Source organism: Olleya sp. YS, assembly GCF_029760915.1.
Taxonomy (GTDB): domain Bacteria; phylum Bacteroidota; class Bacteroidia; order Flavobacteriales; family Flavobacteriaceae; genus Olleya.
In genome coordinates this window covers 840654-858368 of the sequence record NZ_CP121685.1, presented here as the reverse complement: position 1 = coordinate 858368, position 17715 = coordinate 840654, and the positions used below count along the sequence as shown (strand labels likewise).

At 31.7% G+C, this 17715-nt stretch carries 16 protein-coding genes; 10 read left to right on the top strand and 6 right to left on the bottom strand.

Annotated features, from left to right (window positions below; translation table 11 throughout):
- Positions 1-20: 20 nt before the first annotated feature.
- The 6 genes from Ollyesu_RS03985 (at position 21) to Ollyesu_RS03960 (ending at position 4710) form a co-directional block, all read left to right on the top strand.
- Complete coding sequence (locus tag Ollyesu_RS03985) at positions 21-1367, top strand: DUF5689 domain-containing protein (RefSeq protein WP_279302505.1); 1347 nt, start codon at positions 21-23, stop codon at positions 1365-1367.
- A 70-nt stretch (positions 1368-1437) separates the two neighbouring features.
- Positions 1438-1815 (top strand): hypothetical protein, encoded by a 378-nt coding sequence (locus Ollyesu_RS03980; RefSeq protein WP_279302504.1) that lies wholly within the window; start codon positions 1438-1440, stop codon positions 1813-1815.
- Between the two features lie 249 nt (positions 1816-2064).
- Positions 2065-2559, top strand: coding sequence for a hypothetical protein (locus Ollyesu_RS03975; RefSeq protein ID WP_279302503.1), 495 nt, complete (start codon positions 2065-2067; stop codon positions 2557-2559).
- Positions 2560-2562: 3 nt separating this feature from the next.
- Positions 2563-3171, top strand: coding sequence for a hypothetical protein (locus tag Ollyesu_RS03970; RefSeq protein WP_279302502.1), 609 nt, complete (start codon positions 2563-2565; stop codon positions 3169-3171).
- A complete protein-coding gene (locus Ollyesu_RS03965) occupies positions 3153-3977 on the top strand; it encodes a histidine kinase (protein ID WP_279302501.1) in 825 nt (274 codons plus the stop codon). The genes Ollyesu_RS03970 and Ollyesu_RS03965 overlap by 19 nt, the downstream gene beginning before the upstream one ends.
- Positions 3967-4710, top strand: a complete 744-nt coding sequence (locus Ollyesu_RS03960; RefSeq protein WP_279302500.1) for a LytTR family DNA-binding domain-containing protein — start codon at positions 3967-3969, stop codon at positions 4708-4710. The genes Ollyesu_RS03965 and Ollyesu_RS03960 overlap by 11 nt, the downstream gene beginning before the upstream one ends.
- On the opposite strand, the gene Ollyesu_RS03955 is transcribed toward Ollyesu_RS03960, so the two are convergent.
- The 6 genes from Ollyesu_RS03955 to Ollyesu_RS03930 form a co-directional block, all read right to left on the bottom strand.
- Complete coding sequence (locus Ollyesu_RS03955) at positions 4707-5612, bottom strand: histone deacetylase (RefSeq protein ID WP_279302499.1); 906 nt, start codon at positions 5610-5612, stop codon at positions 4707-4709. The two genes, Ollyesu_RS03960 and Ollyesu_RS03955, sit on opposite strands and share 4 nt — an antisense overlap.
- Positions 5613-7739, bottom strand: a complete 2127-nt coding sequence (locus Ollyesu_RS03950) for a Tex family protein (protein ID WP_279302498.1) — start codon at positions 7737-7739, stop codon at positions 5613-5615. It abuts the gene before it with no gap.
- Positions 7740-7747: 8 nt separating this feature from the next.
- Complete coding sequence (locus Ollyesu_RS03945; protein WP_279302497.1) at positions 7748-9172, bottom strand: hypothetical protein; 1425 nt, start codon at positions 9170-9172, stop codon at positions 7748-7750.
- Between the two features lie 6 nt (positions 9173-9178).
- A complete protein-coding gene (gene metG, locus Ollyesu_RS03940) occupies positions 9179-11263 on the bottom strand; it encodes a methionine--tRNA ligase (RefSeq protein WP_279302496.1) in 2085 nt (694 codons plus the stop codon).
- Positions 11264-11466: 203 nt separating this feature from the next.
- Positions 11467-13074, bottom strand: coding sequence for a DUF1501 domain-containing protein (locus Ollyesu_RS03935; RefSeq protein WP_279302495.1), 1608 nt, complete (start codon positions 13072-13074; stop codon positions 11467-11469).
- A gap of 6 nt (positions 13075-13080) precedes the next feature.
- Positions 13081-14553: a DUF1800 domain-containing protein gene (locus Ollyesu_RS03930; RefSeq protein ID WP_279302494.1), complete on the bottom strand. Its 1473-nt coding sequence runs from the start codon at positions 14551-14553 to the stop codon at positions 13081-13083.
- Between the two features lie 251 nt (positions 14554-14804).
- On the opposite strand from Ollyesu_RS03930, the gene Ollyesu_RS03925 reads away from it, so the two are divergent.
- The 4 genes from Ollyesu_RS03925 (at position 14805) to Ollyesu_RS03910 (ending at position 17690) form a co-directional block, all read left to right on the top strand.
- Positions 14805-15773, top strand: a complete 969-nt coding sequence (locus tag Ollyesu_RS03925) for an LD-carboxypeptidase (RefSeq protein ID WP_279302493.1) — start codon at positions 14805-14807, stop codon at positions 15771-15773.
- Between the two features lie 3 nt (positions 15774-15776).
- Complete coding sequence (locus tag Ollyesu_RS03920) at positions 15777-16544, top strand: HEAT repeat domain-containing protein (protein WP_279302492.1); 768 nt, start codon at positions 15777-15779, stop codon at positions 16542-16544.
- Positions 16537-16896 (top strand): YraN family protein, encoded by a 360-nt coding sequence (locus Ollyesu_RS03915; protein ID WP_279302491.1) that lies wholly within the window; start codon positions 16537-16539, stop codon positions 16894-16896. Before Ollyesu_RS03920 ends, Ollyesu_RS03915 begins: the two co-directional genes overlap by 8 nt.
- 83 nt (positions 16897-16979) lie before the next feature.
- The gene (locus Ollyesu_RS03910; protein ID WP_279302490.1) at positions 16980-17690 is read left to right on the top strand and encodes a zinc metallopeptidase; all 711 of its coding nucleotides are present in this window, start codon (positions 16980-16982) and stop codon (positions 17688-17690) included.
- The last annotated feature ends 25 nt before the right edge of the window (positions 17691-17715 follow it).

Here is a 17715-nt window from a genome sequence, read left to right as displayed (position 1 = left end):
AAAAATAAATTCAAGAAAAGATGAAAAAATTCAATTTAAACCAAATTACAATACTTTTAGTAAGTTTAGTCTTACTAACAGGTTGTGTTGAAGACGATAATTTTGATGTACCAACACAAGCGATTGCAGGTATTACATCATACCCAAATGCAGATGCTCAATTTAATTCAATAAGTGCTGTTCTAGGTAACTTTGGAACTGGTAATGGTGATGCAGTAACTTATGACGAAGCAAGCCCAACTGTAACTGAAAAATATACAGAAGGTTATGTAGTATCAAGTGATGAAGGTGGTAACTTCTACAAGCAATTAGTAATACAAGACAAACCAGAAAACCCTACTGCTGCTATTGTTGTACAAGTAGATAAAAATCCTATGTTTACTCAATATGAGTTTGGACGTAAAGTATTTATTAAACTTAATGGATTAAGTGTTGGAGAAAGTAATGGAGTCATCCAATTAGGACGTTTAGAAGGTGAAGATATAGAAAGAATACCAAGCACGCTTGTATCACAACACATCCTTAGAGCTGATGAGGTAGCTACAATTATTGCAAAAGAAGTATCTATTTCAGATTTTAACGATGATTTAGAAAGCCAATACATTAGACTAACAGATATGCAATTTAACAGCAATTTAATTGGGTTAACGTTTGCATCTGAATCTAACGATAGTTTCGATGGAGAGCGTACACTAGAAAGTTGTGCGACTGGAGGAAGTGTAGTATTAAGTACTAGTACGTTTTCAGACTTTAAAGGGTTAACATTACCTGCTAATAGAGGAACTATTGATGGTATTTTAACAAGAGACTTTTTTGATGATTTTTACACCATTTATATCAATACACCAGAAGCAATAAATTTTGATAACGCTTTAAGATGTGACCCTTTATTTGAGGATGATTTTTCTCAAGGAAACTTGAACAAATGGACACCTTATAGTGTGATCGGAACTCAAGAATGGTACTATAATACATTTGGTAATCCAAGTGATAGTGCAACAATGTCTGGGTTTTCAGGTGGAGCCCAACCTAATGAGGACTGGTTAATCTCTTTACCAATCGATTTGTCATCAGTACCAAGTGCTTTTTTAACATTTCAAACCGTTAAACGTTTTAGTGGTCCAGATTTAGAAGTGTTATATGCAACAGATTATGCTGGAGGCGACCCAACAACAGACGGTACTTGGGTAACTTTATCACCAACTTTAGACACTAATACTGGAAGTTGGTCTTCTTGGACAGATTCTGGTCAATTAGACGTGTCTGCTGCAGCTGGTGGTAACTTATTTATTGCATTTAAGTATACGTCTTCAAGCTCTTCTGCAGCGACTTGGGAAGTAGATAATATTAAAGTTTCAGCAGAATAATTATTATTATTTTGCTAACCAAATAATAAAAAAACCTGCTACATTGTGGCAGGTTTTTTTTATTCAGTTTATGACAACATTCGACCAATTTTTCTTTTCAGTTTTTACTACGTTTAAAGCACGATTTAAACAAAAGGCTAATGCTATAGCGTTAGTTTATATTTCTGCTTTACAAATAGCCTTATTGTTTTTACTAGGAGTGTTTTTTGCAACTTTTTTAGATAAAATGAATGTGTCAACAATCTCTAGTGATAAAGCGTGGATCTTGTTTTTTATCTCTGCAGTTATCATTCATTTAAAAAACTGGTTAAAATATAATGGTAAAACCAGAAAGGTTTTGAATGCTAAGTACAACAGAAGTAAATCAAAGCAACATAATATAATATTACTATTGTGTTTACCAATAGTCTGTGTTGTTTTAGCATTGATATTGCTTCAAAGTTTATAATTTTAATATTACTAAAATATATACTTAGCCTGCTTAATAGCAGGCTTTTTTATTTTATGTATTATAAGTTACAGGTTATAGATTCAAATCAACAAGTCATTTAATGCTATTGTAATAATAAATTACTAAAAAAGATATTTGTTCGATAAATGGGTAACAATAACAACAACCTCTTTATATAAGTGTAAATTAATATGAAGCAATAAAATGCTACCTTAGTAACCCTAACTTTAACTAAAACTAAAAACAATGAAAAATGTAACATCAACTACACTATTAATTATAGTGCTAATTTTATCCTTTTTACTTTTTAAAGAATGTGAAAAATCAGCAGATTGTAATTTTGATCCTCCAACAGATTTAATTACTAACGCAGAAGCAAATACTTATGAAGAGGCCTATAAAACTAAATATCAAAACTTACCCGAAATAATTGCAGCAAATAATGGAGTTATACCAGAAGATGTAAGAGATGTTTGGTTTGATTTAAAAGTTATGCAAGATTATTTAAACTATGTTAAAGAGGAGTCTGAAAATCAAGGTAAAGAAAACCCTGGAATTAGAGTATACTTTGGAGCAAAAGAAATTGATGGACAGCTTAAAAATACAGTATTTTTCTCACCAACTTATCGAGAAGGTGAAAGAGACCCAGAACCTTCTGAAAATAAAAATAATTATGATATACAATCGTATAATTATGGAAATGCAGGAATGCCTCCAACTGAATATGAAGGAGGAAATTAAATAATGATACAATTAACAAGTATAATAATAATGACCGTTCAAATTGCAGCACTAGTTGCTGCAATTTTGAGTTGGAAAAAATACAGTAACTCAACTCAAAAATATTTTCTGTTTTTTTTAATATATATTGTATTAAATGAAATTGCTGGATACGTCATAGGAGGTAACAATTTATACCTATATAATATTTATACAGTGTTATCTATTTCATTTTACTTGTTTTGGTTTCATCAAATTCTGGACAACAAATGGATTATTAAAGTGTTTGGTCTCGTATTTTTGTCTACTATAATGTATTCGGCAATCAAACTAGACTTTTGGACTAATTTATGGGTGTTGCCATTTATACCTTCTAGTATTATTATTATAATTTGCTCAACTATGTTTTTTAATTCTTTTTTAAACCATAAAAGTGCAATCAATTATATAAACTCACAAAAATTCTGGATAGTTGCAGGATTGCTTATATTTTATATTGGTTTTTTACCAATTGCTTTAACTTGGGACTTAATTGATAAAGGCTCTGTTCCTTTTAGATTAATAATAATGACACTTAATTTGTTACTATATGGATTTTATATCAAAAGTTTTTTATGCTTGAAACAGAATTAAATATCAATAATATAGTCATAATATTATGTGTTATAGCATTGCTTATAGTACTGTCGACGGTGTTCTTATTTACCACCTTTAATAATCGTAAAAACAAACTTATACAGGACCAATTAGAAACTAAATTAAGCAACCAAAAACGTCAACATGAGTTAGAATTAAACGCATTACGTGCCCAAATGAATCCGCATTTTGTTCACAATTCGCTTAATGCAATACAATACTATATTCAGTTAAATGAAGTTGAAAAAAGTGAAGATTATTTGGCTAAATTCTCAAAACTTATGCGACAATTTTTCGAATATTCGCGCAAGCAAAATATTTCTGTAAAAAATGAAATTGCGTTATTAAAAAACTATTTAGATATCGAAAAATTGCGCTTTGAAGATGATTTTGAATTTAAAATTAAAATAGATAAAACTTTAGATTTAGAAGATTTGTTTTTACCACCAATGATTTTACAACCTATTTTAGAAAACGCTATTAATCATGGTATCTTTCATAAAAAAGGAAAAGGACATGTAATAATAGAGTTTTCAACTATAACTAATAGCAGTTTTAAAGTTACAGTAACAGATGACGGTATTGGTATTAATAAAGCCAAAACCATGAATAATTCTAAAGCTAAAACACACACAGAGCATTCTGGTTTTGTCCTCGAAGAACGATTAGCGTTATTAAAAGACAGTAAGCAATGGAATATCGATTTTACAATTACAGATCGCTCTGAAACCACAAGCCAAACAGGAACTATAGTTACTTTAGTATTTAAAGATGACTTTAATACAGAAGATTATGACAATTAAAACCATATTAATTGATGATGAACGTAAAGCACTTGCCATTTTAAAAAACAAGTTAGAACGTTTATGTCCAGATATAGAAATCATAGCCGAAACGCAAAACCCAAAAGACGGTATTGAATTGATTAAAACACATAATCCTGACTTAGTTTTTTTAGATATAGCCATGCCAGAATTAAGTGGGTTTGATGTTTTAAAACATTTCGAAAAACCAGATTTCGAGATTATATTCGCAACTGCTTTCGACAATTACGCAATTGAAGCTATTAAACATTGTGCTATAGGTTATCTGGTGAAACCAATAGATAATACAGACTTAATAACAGCAGTTACCAATGCAAAAAACAATATTGAAGAAAAATCAGCTTTATTTAAAAACAAGCAACTTATTGAAAATTTAGGTATTCAAACCTTTCAAAAAAAGAAAATTATTATTCCCAGTATTGAAGGTTTGGAGTTTATAAAAATTGAAGATATTTTACACTGCGAAGGTGAAGCAGGTTACACTAAAATTCATTTAAAAGAAGGTAAGCCATTACTAAGCTCAAATAGCATAGGTCATTTTAATAGACTTCTAGAAAATAACGAATTCTATTTAGTACATAAATCACATGTAATCAATCTTAGTTATATCGAAAAATACTTAAATGAGGGTTACGTTATCCTAACAGGAAATAAAAAAATACCTGTCTCACGCAACCGTAGACAAGACTTTTTAGAAAAATTAAAAGGCTAAAAAAAGATGTCCTGAGCTGACCTAAAAGTGTTAGCATGCGCTTCTACAATAGTTTTAATATCAGGACTATAGCCTCCACCCATACTACACATTACAGGAATGTTATTGTTTTTGCAGGTTTCTAACACATATTGGTCTCGTGCTTTGCAACCAGCTACGCTCAATCCTAATTTACCTAACTTGTCTGTTGCTATGACATCTACACCACATAAATAATAAATAAAATCAGGTTGTATTTGATTGATTAAGTTTGGGAGGGTCTTTTGCAAAATTGTCATATACTCGACATCACCAATATTATTATCTAGTTCAATGTCTAAATCGCTTTGTTCTTTTTTAAACGGATAATTATGTTTACCGTGCATTGAAAATGTAAAAACAGAAGTATCATTTTGAAATATTTGTGCAGTACCATTACCTTGATGCACATCTAAATCGACTATTAAAATTTGCTTGACAAAACCTTTTTTTTGAAGATGTCGTGCGCCAATTGCTTGATCATTTAACATACAAAACGCTTCGCCACGATTGGTGTAAGCATGATGTGTTCCACCAGCAATATTCATTGCTATTCCATGTTTTAAAGCAAATTTACTAGCCTTTATCGTACCATCTGCAATAGTAATTTCACGCTCAATCAAAACTTCACTTAATGGAAAACCAATCTTTCTTGCTGCACGTTGGTCCAACGTCAAATTAAGTAAATCATAGAAATATTCTGGATCATGAACCGCTAGTATAGGTACTTCATCAATCATCTTAATAGGTTCAAAAAAGTTATTTGATGTGCATGTACCTTCATGTATTAATTGCTCAGGAAGCAACTCATATTTTAGCATCGGAAAACGATGACCTTCAGGTAAAGGATGACAATAAATAGGATGATAAGCAATTTTTAACATCTACTTATGCAATTTTAATTGGATTCGCTTTCGCGGAACATCTATTTCTAAAACTTTTACAATTACTTGTTGATGTAGATGAACATGTTCATTTACATCTTTTACAAAACTGTCTGATAAGTTTGAGACGTGTATCAAACCGCTTTCTTTAATCCCAATATCTACAAAACACCCAAAATTGGTAATATTATTGACTATTCCTGGAAGTAATTGACCAGATACTAAGTCGTTTATAGTTTTTATATTTTGATTAAAAGTAAAAACTTTAGCTTCTTCCCTAATATCTAAACCTGGTTTTTCTAACTCTTTTAAAATGTCTTCAAGTGTAAGCAACCCAACAGAATCTGTACAATACTTTTTTAATTCTATTTTTTTAAGTAATGTAGTGTTACCAATCAATTCATCTACAGACACTTTTAAGTCTTTAGCCATTTTTTGAACTATGTTATAACTTTCTGGATGTACTGCAGAATCATCTAATGGGTTTTTAGACTGTTTAATTCTTAAAAAAGCAGCACCTTGTTCAAACGCTTTTTCGCCTAAACGAGGTACTTTTTTAATGTCGTTTCTGGATTTAAAACCACCATTATCGTTTCTGTAATTATAAATGTTTTCGGCTAATTTTGGGCCAATTCCAGACACATAACTTAATAATGGTATACTTGCTGTATTAATGTTTACACCAACACTATTTACACAATTTTCTACAACTATATCTAATTGTTTTTGCAGTTTATTTTGGTCTACATCATGTTGGTATTGTCCAACACCAATAGACTTTGCGTCAATCTTTACCAATTCTGCTAATGGGTCTTGCAAACGTCGTCCAATAGACACACTACCCCTAACAGTTACATCATAATTAGGGAACTCATCTCGTGCAATTTTTGAAGCCGAATAAATACTTGCTCCAGCTTCGCTAACCACAAACACTTGCATATCGTTTTTAAAATGTACTTTTTTAACTAAAGCTTCAGTTTCTCGCGATGCAGTACCATTTCCAATAGCAATTGCTTCAATTTTATAAGCTTCGGTTAGCGTTGATAGTTTTTTTATTGCGCCAACACTGTCGCTTTTAGGAGGATGAGGATAAATAGTTTCGTTATGCAATAAAGTACCTTGCGTATCTAGGCAAACCACTTTACAACCTGTTCTAAATCCAGGATCTATAGCTAGTACGCGTTTTTCGCCCAAAGGCGAACCCAATAATAGTTGTTTTAAGTTTTTAGCAAATACAGTAATTGCAGACTCATCTGCTTTTTCTTTTGCTTTTTGCAAAGCTTCGTTACTTAACGATGGGAATAATAATCGTTTGTAGGCATCACTAATGGCTAATTGTAATTGGTCTGCACAAGCATTGTCGCTTTTAATGATGCGTCTATCAATGTTTTCTAAAGCTTTTATTTTGTCTATTTCTATTTTAACACGAATAAAACCTTCTTTTTCGGCTCTTAAAATAGCTAGTAATCTGTGTGACGGAATGCGATTTAATGACTCTTCCCAATCAAAATAATCTCTAAATTTTTGTGCGTTCTCATCGTCCTTTTTTGTTTTTACCACTGTCGTGGCAATCATAGCATAACGCTCTAATTGCTTTCGTAAATTATTACGTATGTCGGTACGTTCATTTATCCACTCAGCAATAATGTGTCGTGCACCTTCTAAAGCCTCATCAACCGTTTTAACGTCACCTTTTACATATTTAAACGCTATAGATTCCACATCATTAGCATTTTGAGACATGATGATTTTTGCTAATGGTTCTAATCCATTTTTTCTAGCAGTTTCTGCTTTGGTTTTTCTGCTTTTTTTATACGGTAAGTAAAGGTCTTCAAGGGTTATTAAATCTGTACAAGCGTTTATTTTTTGTTTTAATTCTGTGGTTAAAACGTCTTGCTCTTCTAAAACTTTTAAAATGGCGACTTTTCGTTTTTCTAAAGCTTCGAATAGGTCTTTATATTTTACAATAGCTCCAATTTGTACTTCGTCCAAATTACCAGTTGCTTCTTTTCTGTATCTAGAAATAAAAGGAATTGTGCAATCTTGATTTAGTAAATCTACCGTATTTTTAACGGAGTTTTCAGGTAGATTTGTTTTTGAGGTTAAGTATTTTAAAAGAACAGACATTTTAAATTCTAATCAAATTTATAAAGGATATATTCGCCAGTTTTTTTATCATAATTACCTAATATAAAACTTGACTTATATTTAAATAAAGATTGTAAAATTGGATTAATAAAATCTTTGTTCATTAATTTAAAATCTTGGATCTTATCAAAACTATTTAAAGGTATGATTCCTTGTTTATGATTTAATTCTTTATCAAATAAACATTGGATTCTTGTGGATTTAGTTTGATTATAATTGTAAAAATTATTAGTTAGTAAGCCATAAGCGATTCCACCAATTAAGCCAAAATTTACCATAGAAAAACTATTACCATAAATTTCTTTACTAGCTCCTAGTGTTATGATTAAGTCATCATTATTAGAATAAGCAGTGATACCTATTTTTGATTGAGTGATTTTTCTTAAAAATTTCGAGGTTTTCTCTAATTCTCTGTAGCTATCAAGCTCTCCGCCTTCTTGAATTATAGGTGTATTTTTAAAGTCAATTTTTTGACCTTTAATAATTTTGAAGCTTTTTAAAAATTCTAAATTTTTTAATTTGTAAGCACTAAAGTTCAAACTATCCAAAGTGGAATGAATAGTAAATAATTTATCATTATAAATAAAAGAATTAGAATTTGATCCATATTGATTTTTACCAAAACCTTTATTTTTTAGGCTTTGAAAAGAATAGGACTTATTCTCTAAATCTAAAGTAATAATATAGGTGAATTTATTAAAAATATTATTTGTAATAATTAACTTGTTTTCATTTAAATATAATTTAGTAAATGCATTGGATTGCTCTAAACTGTTAGGAACTTCATTATTAATAATCTCAACTGTGGAATAATTTGGATTACCATATAATAAAGGGTATAATGGATAATCATTATCTAAATTATCAGTGATTGTTTGGTTGGATAAGTCAAAATCAAAGGTGTCACTTACTCCTTTACTAGTTAATGTTCTAATTTTTAAAATGTCACTATTTTTACTTACCGAAAGTATTTGAAGTTTGTTTTTTCTTATTAGAAATTCTAATATTTTTTCTTTTTTTAATTCTATTTCTAAATCTTCAGTAATACTAAAATCTCGAGTTTCAAAATTTACAGTAACACTACTAAAATGTGTTTTATTGTTGTTGCTAAAAAATATAGTGTAGTTATGGTTATTATAGATGGCTCCTATTATAATTCTACCTTTTTTAGGAATTTTTATATTGTTTAATGTTCCTATTAATTCCTTTTTATTGTTGTAAAGTTTTCCAAAAATTACTTTTCTATTTGTGAAAAGTAAAGCAATATTGTTATTGTCTTGATTTACTATTGGAATAATATCTTTAGGATAAAAACTTTCTGTTTCAGTTTTAATATCACTAATTAACCATTTATCTTGAGCATTTAAAGCTGTGATAAAAAAAAAGATATAAATAACTAAAAAATACTTCATGATAATTTAACTTATATGCAACCCATTGCTAACAGTTGCATCATCGGGATTTACAAATACTAATTTTCCTTCTGCAGTTTCGGTCATTAAAATCATACCTTGACTTTCTACTCCACGTAAAGCTCTTGGTGCTAAATTAACCAAAACGGTTACTTTTTTGCCAACCACTTCTTCTGCTGTAAAGCTTTCTGCAATTCCAGAAACGATAGTTCTAACATCAATACCTGTATCCACTTTTAAAACTAACAATTTTTTAGCTTTTGGCATTTTTGTAGCTTCTAGAATGGTACCAACACGAATATCTAGTTTTGTAAAATCGTCAAACGTAATTTCTTCTTTTTGAGGCTCGACAACTTTATTAGCTACTTCGTTAGCTTTTTTACTGGATTCTAATTTATCCAATTGTTCTTGAATGGTTTTGTCTTCTATCTTACTAAATAATAATTCGCCTTTACTAATTTGGTGATTAGCTGGAAGTAATACATTTTTATTTGAAATGTCTTCCCACTGGTTCTCCATACTATTCTCCTGCGTCGAATCACTCGAACTGACGTTAAGTATGTTTTTTAATTTAGTCGATGTAAACGGTAAAAATGGCTCTGATAAAGTGGCTAATGCACTTGCAATTTGAAGCGCAACGTACATGATGGTTTTGGTACGTGCTTCATCTGTTTTTATTAGTTTCCAAGGTTCTTCATCTGCAAGATACTTATTTCCAAGTCTTGCTAAATTCATTAACTCTTGACTAGCTTCTCTAAAACGGTAACGCTCTAAAGAGCTTTCAATAACTGCTGGATACGCTTTTACTGCTGCTAACGTTTCTTCGTCTATTTTAGAAAACTCTGAAGGTGTTGGTACAATACCGTTATAATATTTATTGGTTAAAACGACTACACGATTAATAAAGTTTCCGAAAATAGCTACCAACTCGTTGTTATTTCTGGCTTGAAAATCTTTCCAGGTAAAATCGTTGTCTTTAGTTTCTGGAGCATTTGCTGTTAACGCATAACGCAATACATCTTGTTGGTTAGGAAAATCTTGCAAATAGTCTGGTAACCAAACTGCCCAATTTTTAGAGGTCGATAATTTGTTACCTTCCAAGTTTAAAAATTCGTTTGCTGGAACGTTATCTGGTAGAATATATCTGCCTTCTGCTTTAAGCATGGCTGGAAAAATGATACAGTGAAATACAATATTATCTTTACCAATAAAGTGTACTAATTTGGTGTCTTTGTCTTTCCAATAGGGTTCCCAATCTTTACCTTCTCTAGCTGCCCATTCTTTAGTTGAAGAGATGTAACCAATTGGAGCATCAAACCAAACGTACAATACTTTTCCTTCGCCTCCAGGAACAGGAACTGGAATTCCCCAATCTAAATCACGTGTTACAGCGCGTGGACGTAAACCATCATCAATCCAAGATTTAACTTGACCATAAACGTTAGATTTCCAGTCTTTTTTATGACCTTTTAAAATCCATTCTTTTAAGAAATCTTCGTGTTTGTTCAATGGTAAAAACCAGTGTTTAGTTTCTTTTAAACTCGGAACATTTCCTGTAATAGCCGATTTAGGATTGATTAAATCTGTAGCATTATGTGACGTTCCACATTTTTCGCATTGATCACCATAACTTTCCTCGTTACCACATTTCGGACAAGTACCAATTACAAAACGATCTGCTAAAAATTGATTAGCTTCTGCATCGTATAATTGTTCTGAGACTTCTTCTACAAATTCATTTTTATCATATAAGGTTTTAAAAAATTCTGAAGCAGTATCATGATGAATTTTCGCAGAGGTACGCGAATAGTTGTCAAAACTAATCCCAAAGTCTTCAAAAGACTCTTTGATATTTTTATGATAGCGATCTACTATTTCTTGAGGTGTAACACCCTCTTTTTTTGCTTTAATGGTAATAGGTACACCATGTTCGTCACTTCCACAGATAAAGGCTACATCGTTACCTTTTAATCTTTTAAATCTTGCATAAATATCTGCAGGGACATAAACACCTGCTAAATGACCAATATGAATGGGTCCATTTGTATAAGGTAATGCTGCAGTAATAGTGTATCTTTTTGTAGTACTCATTGTTATTTAAAATGTCAGGTCGAGCGCAGTCGAGACCTCTCTTATAAAACTATATACCTCTCGACTGCACTCGAGGAGACATTAGTTGTCTAAAGTAAACAGATTTGTTTTGAAGGCGTAAAATTAAGGATTTTAGACGAAGTAATGACAAATAAAAAGCCTTTAGTGAGGGCTAAAGGCTTTTCAAATTAAAGTAGGTCAAATTACCTAATTATGATAGACTTACTATAATGTTGTTGCCCTATAGAAATACGGTAAATGTATTGACCAGTACTTAATCTAGTTTGAGCAGCTTCTTTGACATTTATTTCGTGCTCTCCTGCAAACAACATATCGTTTTTAAGTGTTGCCACTTCTTTTCCTAAAATATCATATAATTTTACCACTGTGTGTTGTGTACTCGGGTTTTTAAACTTAATTATGGTTTGATTATTTGTCATTTGCACATAATGAGTAAAACCTTCTGCTAAATTATAATCGTCGACACTTAATGCTGCGCAATTAAAACCTAGATCAATGGTATTGTAATTTTGACCTAATAATGCTTGATTAACTACTGAAGGATCAATACATAACCATTCTTGCATCACGGTTGCATAAATTTGTCTAAAATCTACGTTGTAAATTAGGTTACCATCATTATCCAAAGTGGTCAAACTAGGATGATTGCCAATAAACCCATTACCTTGTAAACCAGGACCAAATAACAATAGTGGTGATGCAGCTCCATGATCTGTCCCTAATGATCCATTTTCGTCTGGACGTCTTCCAAACTCGCTTATTGTCATAGCCAATACATCTTGATCGTGACCAGTTACTGCTAAATCATCAAAAAATTGTTTCACGCTATTGGACAAGGTCATCATTAAATTATCATGATCTGCAGCTTGATTGGCATGTGTATCAAAACCACCTAGAGTAACCATATACACTTTTGTACCCAAGCCACCTTTAATCATTCTAGCGACATTTGCTAACTGTCTTCCAAATTGATTATTTAAATACGTAACATCGTTAGTAGAGTTGGTGTAAGCATTGTGGATTATACCTGCATAATTAAATGTTGTATTGGTTGTTCCGCGCATAAACTGTAATTGATCACCATAAGTACAAGGTGGTAAATTAGTCATGTCGTGTAAGGTTCCATTTTGTGCTATAGTTTCTAATTGTTGAGGGTTTGCAACAGAAAATGCATAATTACTATCGTTTCCATCAAAAATTAAGTTACCAATACTTCCAATTTGTACTGCTGCAGGAATAGTAGGAGGATTGACTAAATAATCAGGGTATAATTGTTCAAAATAACGACCAAACCATCCTGTAGGTTCTTCATTTATAGCGTCTGTAGATGCCCAAATATCAGACCCTCTAAAGTGCGATAGACTATTATATTGGTAACCTACACCATGTGCTACTTTCATGGCTCCATTTCCCCAAAGGGATTGTAAATCGGTCATAGAAGTTGGTATTCCAACATCTGCGGACAAGTTATATAAGCTATTAAGGTTATGTTTTAACGTTGGTCTGAGGTTAGCATAAATGTCATATTGGTCTATTGGGACAATGGTATTTAAACCATCATTACCACCTTTAAGTCTAATTAAAACTAATATTCTATCACTTTCGCTTGCGCTTAAAGCGGAAGCTAAATTAGAAGGTCTAGATGCTGTTATAGGTGTTCCACCTAACATGATAGTTCCACCACCTACTAAACCTAAAGCTTGCAAAAAAGAACGTCTGTTCCACTTTTTGTGCTCTTGGTCATGAATTTCAGCTTGTGTCAATTTTTTATTTGAAGGAGTCTCGCACATAATATTTTATTTAAGTTGAAATTCTGGCATCTTAATTAAATGAAGTAAAAGTAAAACCACTTGATATGGTACACTTCCCCAAGTTAAATCCCAATAGCCATCATCATAATAATTTTGTGGGACATCGTGTTTAAAAACATCTGTTGCAATGTCATAATCTGTAATAGAATGTAGTTCTTTTGGAACAAATCGGTCTATCATACTTTTTGCTACTACGTAAGGATCGTTACTATTGCCAGAGGATTCGATAGCAAAATTTCTTAGTAGCTCTTGATTGTTATTCCACATAAACCAAACTAAATATTCTATAGTTTGCCAGCGTCCAGTTAGTGTACTAGAATTTATCCAGTCATGGTCACCTTGCCATCCAGCAACATCTACTGGTTGAAAAATATCTTGTCCAGCGATACCATTAAGGTAAAAAATACCCTCTTTATATTCTGTGGTAATTGTAATACCAATAGTTTTTAAAAAATTATGAGATAAATCATAAGGGCTTTTAATTTGGGTACCAAATACTGTTTCGTCAAAAAAGTGTTCGCTTTTAAACAATATTCTAAGTACGTTAGCAATATTGAAATCTGTAACAAATGTTGCTGCCATAGCAGACACAACTGTATTGTTAACTGTTGGGCTTACAAAATATTTATATAGTTTTTCGCAAATAAAATTTGCAATTTCTGTAGAGCGTTGTGCAAACAAATTGGTAATTACACCTTGATAATCAAAATTATCAGTTTGATTAAAAATTGTTTTATTTCCGCTGTAAAAACTTACCGAATTAAAGGTGATGTTCTCACAAAAGCCTGTCGCATGATTCCATCCAGTTAGTGCTTTAGAGGTTTCAACAATATCTTGTTGCGTGTAACCATTATTTAATCCTAGTGTAAATAACTCGTAAAGTTCTCTTGCATAGTTTTCGTTTATAGAATTTTCATCATTGTTATAAGATTGATTCTGATAACCATTTAGGTATACTAACATTGCGTTAGATAATCCAATATCTCTGACAAACTGTTCAAAATTACCTAGTGCATGCGTTTGTAGGATATTATAATATTCATACAAATAACTAGAACAATAGTAGGCATCAAGTTCTGTGACAAAATGGTTACTCCAAAATAGAGTCATTCTTCCTTTTAAACCATGATCTAATAGATTATCAAATGCATTTAAACGCCATTCGTAATGTGCGTTTTGTATTTGTTCGTCCGGATCCAAACCAGCATTCATAAAATCGTTATAAGACATATTAGCCCAACTTGGAGCAGGTGTTGGTGCTACTGCTATCGCAGCATCCACTAAATTGTCAATAAAAGCAGAAGGTGTTTGAGTTAAAGCAGCATCTATTTGTGTTTTTGTTGCTCCATACCCTAAGCGTCTATAAACATGACTCACTTTTTGTGCGTTCCAAGGGTTAGAAGTATTAGGTGTATAAACAGATAGGCTACTTGTATTACAAGACGTCATTTGTTCCATAAGCTATATGGTTTGGTTATTAATCAATTTTTGGTTTAAGGGAGACTCTAAATTACTAATAAACTAACAAATAAGATGTAGTATTTGTATGTAATTTCTTAATTTAAAGTTATTTATATACGTATTAAACCTATATTTTAGACTTTTAATAGTTTAAAAAGTTTAAAATGAAATTTATTTAAATAGTGTATTTTTACCTTATGATTAATATTACCATTAAAATAAAGGCTTTTTTTCTACAACTATTATTATTGGCATGTAGTGTAAGCTTTTCGCAAAATAACACGATTAAAACCGAAACTAATTTGATACAACCACCTTATTTAAAAGCAGGAGATACAGTTGCTATTGTTGCACCTTCTGGAGTTTTGAAAAACAGAAACGATGAAGTTAATCGCGCTAAAAAACTTTTAGAAAGTTGGAAATTACATGTGGTTATTGGAAAACATGTTTTTAATCAAGCCGATCATTTTGCTGGAACAGATCAAGAGCGTTGTGAAGACTTTCAGAATGCATTAGACGACCCAACAATAAAGGCTATTTGGTCTGCTCGTGGTGGTTACGGAACCGTTAGAATTTTAGATAAGTTAGATTACACTAAATTTTTAGAGCAACCAAAATGGATTATAGGTTATAGTGATATTACAGCGTTACACAATCAAATTCATAATTTAGGTGTACAAAGTTTACATGCCATTATGTGTGTGAGTTTGCCTAAAGATTTGTCCGAGATTGAAGTCAGTATTTCGACCTTTAAAGAGGCTATTTTCGGGAAACCCCTAAATTATAATTTAAAAGGCTCTAAGTATAATAAAACTGGAATAGCTTCTGGAGTTTTGGTAGGAGGCAATTTAACCATGCTACACACCATGTTAGGTTCTAAAGAAAGTATCGATACATCTGGAAAAATTCTTTTTATCGAAGAAATAGGCGAATACAAATATCATATAGATCGTATGCTTCAAAGCTTAAAACGTGCAGGTTATTTTGAACATTGTAAAGGTGTTATTGTTGGCGATATGTCTAAACTTAGAAAAAACACCACGCTTTGGGGAACATCTATTGAGCAACTTGTTTTAGATGCTTTGTCAGAATATAATTTTCCGATTGCCTTTAATATGCCTGCAGGACATGAAGACGATAACAGAGCACTTATTTTGGGTAGAAATGTCGATTTAACAGTTACAATCGAGCAATCTACAATCAAGTTTGAAGAGTAAATCATGGCTTTTTATGATTTGTCTAAAGAAGAAAGAAACCAATTAGTTGTAACAATAAATCAACAAATTGAAGCAGATTTATTGGTAAACGTTTCAGACAATATTTGCTTATATTTTTCAGATGAAGATACCTATGTTCGTAAAACGGGATATTTAGCGATAGGTAAGATTTTTTACTCTAAACCAAAATTACAAGCTTCAATACTTTTGACTTTAGAAAAGTTGTTGAAGTCTGAAGATGAGTTTATACGTCAGACAGTAATAAATGCAGCTGGTGAGATTGGTAAATATCATTTTGACAAAATCCAAAACTTTATGGATATAGGCTTGTTTGACAAACATCATCGTGTCAGAAATGCAGTAATTGGTTCTATTAAAAAAATGGGAGACAAGAACCCAACACCTGTTTTAGCTTGGGCTACATCGTATTTATATCATCATGATAAAGAAATTAGACGAGAGATTTGTCATGGTATAGAGTTGCGTGGACGCACACATCCACAAGATATTTTACCTTTGTTGAAAGTATTAGAGTTTGATGACACCAAACGTGTGACAGATACTTTAATTCACGTTTTAGGACAAATAGCATATAAAAATGGATGCTTAAAAACGGTTGTTACTCATTTAAATACTTGGCAAAATAAATTTTTAGTACAACAAGCGTTGAATGAAATAGTAGATGTACATGACAGATATAAAAAATTTGCAGCACTGACGCAAGAACAAGCAATTGCATATATTGAAGCTAATTATAAACAACATGGCTAACCATAACGAATTAGGTAAAAAAGGAGAACAACTAGCAGTAGATTTTCTATTAGAAAATGATTACAGTATCATAGCACGTAACTATAGATTTGATAAAGCAGAAGTTGATATAATAGCTCAATTAGAAGATATATTAGCCATAATTGAGGTTAAAACACGATCTACTGCAGACTTTGGAAACCCTCAAGATTTTGTCAAGCCAAAACAAATTCAGCGATTAGTTAAAGCAGTAGATGAGTATGTTACCGTTAATGGATTAGATGTTGAGGTGCGTTTTGATATTATTGCTATAATAAAAGAGGGAAAGCAGTTTAAAATAGAGCATCTAAAAGATGCTTTTTACCATTTTTGATTCCGACTGACAAATTTTCTTAACACCAAATTGGCTTACTTTTTGCTATATTTATATCTCAAACTTTAAAACTTAAAAAAGATATGTTTACAGGATATATGGGTTATTATATACTTATTGGTGCAATAGCGCTAGTAAGTAGTTTAGTAAGTGGGCAATTAAAACGAAAATTTGCACATTACTCTAAAGTCAAATTACGCAATGGTATGACTGGAGCAGAAATAGCAGAAAAAATGCTAGCTGACAATGGTATTAGAGATGTTAAAGTCATTTCAGTAAAAGGACAATTAACAGATCATTACAATCCAGTAGACAAGACTGTTAATTTAAGCGAAGTAGTTTATAACCAAGATAATGCAGCTGCTGCTGCAGTAGCAGCACATGAGGTTGGACACGCAGTTCAACACGCAACTGCTTATCAATGGTTAACTATGCGATCTAAATTAGTACCAGTTGTACAAGTTACTTCTAATATGTCACAATGGGTTATTATTGGAGGTATAGCTTTAATGGCATCAAATGCATTAGGAGGAAAAGGGTTTTACGTTGCCATAGCTGGATTAATTATGATGGGAGCTGCAACTTTATTTAGCTTTATTACCTTACCAGTAGAATATGATGCTAGTAACAGAGCCTTAGCTTGGCTTAAAGCTAAAAATATGGTGACACCAGAAGAATATAAAGGATCTGAAGATGCACTTAAATGGGCAGCTAGGACCTATCTAGTAGCAGCAATTGGTGCTTTAGCATCTTTGCTCTATTGGGCAGTGCAAATTTTAGGAAGTCGAGATTAAAAAATAATTTAAAACCGAACTTAAT